Here is a 5,620-nt window from a genome sequence, read left to right on the forward strand (position 1 = left end):
ACCTCGTCGAGCAGGTGGGCGAGGTCCGCGTAGCTGCGCCGGGCCTGCGCGACGAGCGGCGCGAGCGGATCGCGGGCGGCCATGAGCTGACTGGCCGCGAGTGCCACGGCCCCGCCGATCAGCGCGTCGACGAAGCGGAACGGCATCAGCGTCCCGTTCGGCGCGGCGACGGCGACCAGGTACATGGCGGAGACCGCCGCCTGCACGACGAGGGCGCGGCGTGCCCCGGCGACCACCAGCGGCGTGGTGGTCAGCAGCAGCACCAGCAGGACGGTGCCGGTACCCGGACCGAGCGCGTACACCAGCAGTTCCGCGACCAGCACGGCGGCGGCGACCGCGAGCAGGATCTCGACGGTCTGCCGCAGCCGCCGGCCCCGCGACTCGCCGAGCACGACCAGCGCGGCGGTCGGCGCGAAGAAGGGATCCGGGTGCCCGATCACCACCGCCGCGAGGATCCACGCGACCGCCGCCGCGGCGGTCAGCTCGACGACCGCCGTCCCGTCGCTCCGCAGCCGCCCGACGGCCTCGCGCCACCAGTCCCGCACGGGACGCACCTCCGTTGCCGGGCGGACCGGGCCTGGTCGCCGATGATCATTGTGGGGTCGCCACTACCCGGTCCGGGACCTCGTCAACCGCCGGTCTTCCGGTCCCGTGGCGGCTCTCACCCGCGCGTCGCGTCGCCGCCGGGCTGCACCAGCCCGGTCTCGTAGGCCAGTGCCACCAGCTGTGCGCGGTCGCGTACCCGCAGTTTGGTGATGATGCGGCTGACGTGGGTCTTGGCGGTCAACGGGCTCATCCGCAGCGCCTCGCCGATCTCGGCGTTGCTCCGGCCGGACGCGATCATCTCCAGCACCTCGCGCTCGCGGACGGTCAGCGCGGACAGCCGCTCCGGGGACGAGCGGGCCGGGTCCGGCCGGCGGGACAACTCGGCGATGACCCGTCCGGTCACGCTCGGGCTGAGCAGCGCCTCGCCGCCGGCGACGACCCGGACCGCGCGGCACAGCTCCTCCCGGTCGACCGTCTTGGTGAGGAATCCCTTCGCGCCGGCCCGGATCGCCTCGAAGACGTACTGGTCGGTCTCGAAGGTGGTCAGCACCACGACACGGACGTCGGCGAGGTCGGGGTCGGCGGTGATCCGCCGGGTCAGCGCCAGACCGTCGAGTTCTGGCATCCGGATGTCGAGCAGCGCGACGTCCGGCCGCAACTCGGCGGTCAGCCGCAGCGCCTCCCGCCCGTCCCCGGCCTCCGCCACGACCCGGATGTCCGGATCCCGCTCCAGCAGCCCGCGCAGGCCCGTCCGTACCAACAGCTGGTCGTCGGCCACCAGCACCCGGATCGTCATGTCGGCCTCCTTTGCCCGGTCAGATGGTGGGGAGCGGGGACGCGGACACGGCCGTCGCCGGCAGCCACGCCTCGACCACGAACCCGCCGTGCTCGCCCGGTCCCACCGAGAGCGAGCCGCCGATGCTGGTGGCGCGCTCCCGCATCCCGACGATGCCGTGCCCCTCGCCGGAGGCCGACGCCGGTCCGCGTCCGTCGTCCCCGACCCGTACGCGGACACCCCGCGCGGAGTAGTCCAGCTCGACGGTGGCGCAGGTGGCGTCGGAGTGGCGGAGCACGTTGGTCAGCGACTCCTGCACGATGCGGTAGAGGGTCAGGCCGACGGCCGGTGCGACGGCCCGCCGGACGCCGGTCTCCACCAGCTCGACGGGCAGGCCACTGTCGACGGTGCGCTCCACCAGTGCGGGAAGCTGTTCCACGCCGGGCGCCGGCGTCAGGCCCGCGTGCGGCGGTTCGTCGCCGCCCCGCAGCACCCGGACCGCGGCCTGCAACTCGCCGATCGCCTCGACGTTGACCCGGCGGGCGGCGTCCAGCGCCTCCCGCGCGGCGTCGGGATCGTCGTGCAGCAGCTCACGCGCCAGTCCCGCCTGGATGCCGACCACGGCCAGGGCGTGCGCGGTGACGTCGTGCAGCTCGCGGGCTATGCCGAGGCGCTCCTCGATGAGCCGCCGGCCCAGCTCGCGGTCCCGTTGCTCCTGCTCCATCCGCAGCCGGACCCGCAGTTCCCGGGTCCACATCTCCCGGTTGCGATTGGCCGTCGCCAGCGCGAGCACCAGCGCCAGCAGCACCGACTCGCGGAGCGCGCCGTCGAGGACGTCCAGCGGCAACAGGTCCGACCAGGCGATCCAGCCGATGGAGATGAGCAGCATCGAGCCGCCCACCAGCGCCGCGACGACCATCCGGCCGGCCCGGGCGACGGTGTAGAGCGGCACCAGCAGCGGCCAGATCGGCGAGACGCTGGGAAAGTCGGTCAGGTTGTAGACGACGACCGTCAGCAGGGAACCGACCAGGACGCCGGTGGGCCACCGCCGGCGCACCACCAGCATGCCGCCGAGGAGCACGCCGAACACGTACGCCGCGAGACTCGACGAGCGGCTCGTCGGCTCGGTGGCCACGGAGGTGGAGACGGTGATGGCCGCGCCGCCGACGCCCGCCACGAGCAGGTCGACCCACCACGTGGAGCGGGTGGGTCGGGATGGCGGGTGGACCGTCATCGACTGTGCGTACCTCCGTGCCTCATCGGCACCGTCTCAGCCCCCGTGGTCGTGGACCTGCGGCAGCCGGTCGCTCCGGACCAGGGCCCGGTCCGCGTCGGACACCGTCACGAACTGCCCCATCATGCCGGAGTCCTCGTGCGCGAGCAGGTGGCAGTGGAACATGTACGGGGTCCGCGCGTCGGACCACGGCAGGAACGACACCGCGAGGGTGACCGTCGTGCCCGGTGCCACGTAGACGGTGTCCTTGGCGCCGTGCAGGTGTGCCGGCGGCGTCCGGCCGTCGACGTCGAGGACGTGGAACGACGCCCCGTGCACGTGGAAGTTGTGCGGGATGGACTGGTCGTTGACGATCTCCCACCGCTCGACCGTCCCGGCCCCGACGACCCGGTCCAGCCGCCGCATCTCCATGGTCCGGTCGTTGAAGGTGAAGTCGCCCATGGTCAGCCGGAAGGGGTCGCCGGTGGGGGTCGGTGCGGGAGCCCGTTCGGCGAGCACCCCGGGCAGGGCGGGGGCGGGGCGCAGCGTGCGGCCCGCGACGAACTTGACCAGGTCGTGCTCGTCGTCCCCGCCGGCCAGCCGTTCGTACGCGAAGGTGGCCCCCAGGGGCGGCGGGAAGCTCCGCATGACCACCTCGTCGCCCGGCGCGAAGCGGACCACGATCTCGGCGCGCTCGCCGGGGGAGAGCGGGAGCCGGTTCATCCGTTCCGGCGCCCCGAGCAGGCCGCTGTCGACCGCGACCAGCGCGAACTCCCGGTCGTCGGTGAACCCGACGTGGTAGATCCGGGCGTTGGAGCCGTTGAGCAGGCGGAACCGCACCAGCTCGGTGGTCACCTCGAACCGTGGGTCGTACGTGCCGTTGACCAGGATCCGGTCGCCGAGCAGGCCGGTGACCGTGAGACCGCCGAAGGCCAGTGTCGACTCGTCGAGGCTGCCGTCGTCGGCGATCTTCTTGTCCTGCACGATCAGCGGGACGTCGTCCACCCCGTACCGACCGGGCAGCGGCAGGGCGTCCGTGACCGGGTCGTCCACGAGGAACAGGCCGGCGACGCCCCGGTAGACGTGCTTCGCCGTGGCCCGGTGCAGGTGCGGGTGGTACCACAGCGTGGCGGCCGGTTGGTCGACCGTCCAGGAGGGCTGCCACGTCGCGTCCCGCTCGATCGGCTGGTGCGGCCCGCCGTCCATCTCGGCCGGCAGGTGCATGCCGTGCCAGTGCATGGTGGTCCGCTCGGGCAGGTGGTTGCTGACGTCCACCGCGACGCGGTCGCCGCGCCGCGCCCGAAGGGTCGGCCCGAGGTAGGTGCCGTTGGCTCCCCAGGTGTCGGTGCGGGTGCCGGGCAGGAACTCGGTGGACCCCTCCCGCAGGTCCAGCCGGAACCTCCTGCGCCCGTCGCGGTCGGTGGCGGGGTCCAGCAGCGGCGGGATCCGGAGGCGGTTGCGGAAGGAGAGGGTGCCGGTGTTGCTCCGGCCGGAGTCCACCCAGACCCAGCCGGCGAAGCCGGCGGCGGGCGCCACGAGCACGATGCCGGTGGCGGCGAGCCCCTTGAGTACCGCGCGGCGGCGGGGGTGCTGCCCGTTCACCGGCGGGCTCGCCCCCGCTGGCTCCACGCCATCATCAGCACGCCCACCGCCACGGCCCACCAGCCGACGAGGACCTCGGGCATGGGCACGAGCCCCGGGTCCGCCAGCCACACGTCCGGTGGCACGAAGAAGAGACCGAGGTTGAAGACGATGCCGAGGACGGCCACGGCCAGCCCCACCCACAGCAGTGGCCGGCGCAGTCGGGGCCGTCCCCCCGTCCGGCTGTCGTTCATCGTCGCTCCCGTCGTCGTCGGTACGCCTCGAAAAGCTACGCAGCGACGGGCGACCTGGCGTCCGCCGGCGGGAGACACTTCCGCTACTCCCGCCGGTGTACGCCGGCGCGGTCCGGCCTCAGGGCAGGACCGGGGTCGTGCCCTGATCCTCCTCGCCCGTGGGCCGGGTTGCCGGGACGCGACGCCGCGCGGGCACGACCAGCGGGGTGCCGGTCTCCGGGTCGTCGATCACCCGGCAGGGCAGGCCGAACACCTCCTCGACCAGCGCGGCGGTGACCACCTCCCGGGGCGGGCCGGCGGCCACCACCCGGCCGTCGCGCATGGCGATCAGGTGGGTGGCGTACCGGGCGGCGTGGTTGAGGTCGTGCAGCACCGCCACCAGCGTCCGCCCCTGCTCCTCGTGCAGCCGCGCGCACAGGTCGAGGATCTCGATCTGGTGGGCGATGTCCAGGTAGGTGGTCGGCTCGTCCAGCAGCAGCAGCGGCGTCTGCTGGGCCAGGGCCATGGCGAGCCAGACCCGTTGCCGCTGCCCGCCGGACAGCTCGTCGACCGGGCGGTCGGCGAGGTCGTCGACACCGGTCGCGGCCATCGACTCGGCGACCACCCGCTCGTCCTGGCGGGACCACTGCCGCAGCAGCCCCTGGTGCGGGTACCGGCCCCGGGCGACCAGTTCGGCGACGCCGATGCCCTCCGGCGCCACCGACGACTGCGGCAGCAGCCCGAGGGTCCGGGCGACGGCCCGGGCCGGGCGACGGTGGATGTCCTCGCCGTCGAGCAGCACCGCCCCGGCGGTCGGTCGCAGCAGCCGGGACAGCGCCCGCAGCAGGGTGGACTTGCCGCACGCGTTGGGTCCGATGACCACCGTGAACGAGCCGTCGGGGACGGCGACGGTCAGGTCCTCGGCGATGGTCCGCCGCTCGTAGGCGAGGGTCATCGCCGTGCCGCTCAACCGGGACATGGGTGCTCCGTTCTCGTCGTGGCCGACGCCGCCGGCCGGTCCCGGGATGGTGGCCGGCGCTGCCGGCCGGCCCTGTCCCGCCGTCACAGCCGGCCGGCCCGGCGCTCGGTGGCGAGCAGCCAGACCAGGTACCCGCCGCCGAGGACGCCGGTCACCACGCCGACGGGCAGTTGGTGGCCGGGAACGGCCCGCTGCGCGATCTGGTCGGCGGCGACCATCAGCAGCGCGCCCACGGCCGCCGAGGGCAGCAGGTTCGGTCCGGGCGCGCGGGTCAGCCGGCGTGCCAGGTGGGG

The 5,620-nt window shown here is 74.0% G+C and carries 7 protein-coding genes; all 7 read right to left on the reverse strand.

Annotated elements, in window-relative coordinates; all coding sequences use genetic code 11:
- On the reverse strand, window positions 1-545 hold a 545-nt coding region (locus tag AB0I76_RS21190), incomplete at its 3' end, for an FUSC family protein (RefSeq protein ID WP_357038052.1).
- Between the two features lie 116 nt (window positions 546-661).
- Window positions 662-1,342, reverse strand: a complete 681-nt coding sequence (locus AB0I76_RS21195; protein WP_357038055.1) for a response regulator transcription factor — start codon at window positions 1,340-1,342, stop codon at window positions 662-664.
- A gap of 19 nt (window positions 1,343-1,361) precedes the next feature.
- Window positions 1,362-2,555 (reverse strand): sensor histidine kinase, encoded by a 1,194-nt coding sequence (locus tag AB0I76_RS21200; RefSeq protein WP_357038058.1) that lies wholly within the window; start codon window positions 2,553-2,555, stop codon window positions 1,362-1,364.
- Window positions 2,556-2,591: 36 nt separating this feature from the next.
- The gene (locus AB0I76_RS21205) at window positions 2,592-4,136 is read right to left on the reverse strand and encodes a multicopper oxidase domain-containing protein (protein ID WP_357038061.1); all 1,545 of its coding nucleotides are present in this window, start codon (window positions 4,134-4,136) and stop codon (window positions 2,592-2,594) included.
- Window positions 4,133-4,369, reverse strand: a complete 237-nt coding sequence (locus AB0I76_RS21210) for a hypothetical protein (RefSeq protein WP_357038064.1) — start codon at window positions 4,367-4,369, stop codon at window positions 4,133-4,135. The genes AB0I76_RS21205 and AB0I76_RS21210 overlap by 4 nt, the downstream gene beginning before the upstream one ends.
- A 118-nt stretch (window positions 4,370-4,487) precedes the next feature.
- Window positions 4,488-5,303, reverse strand: coding sequence for an ABC transporter ATP-binding protein (locus AB0I76_RS21215; protein ID WP_357038069.1), 816 nt, complete (start codon window positions 5,301-5,303; stop codon window positions 4,488-4,490).
- Window positions 5,304-5,410: 107 nt separating this feature from the next.
- On the reverse strand, window positions 5,411-5,620 hold a 210-nt coding region (locus AB0I76_RS21220; protein WP_357038066.1), incomplete at its 5' end, for an iron chelate uptake ABC transporter family permease subunit.

This window comes from Micromonospora sp. NPDC049799, assembly GCF_040656655.1.
Taxonomy (GTDB): Bacteria; Actinomycetota; Actinomycetes; order Mycobacteriales; family Micromonosporaceae; genus Micromonospora.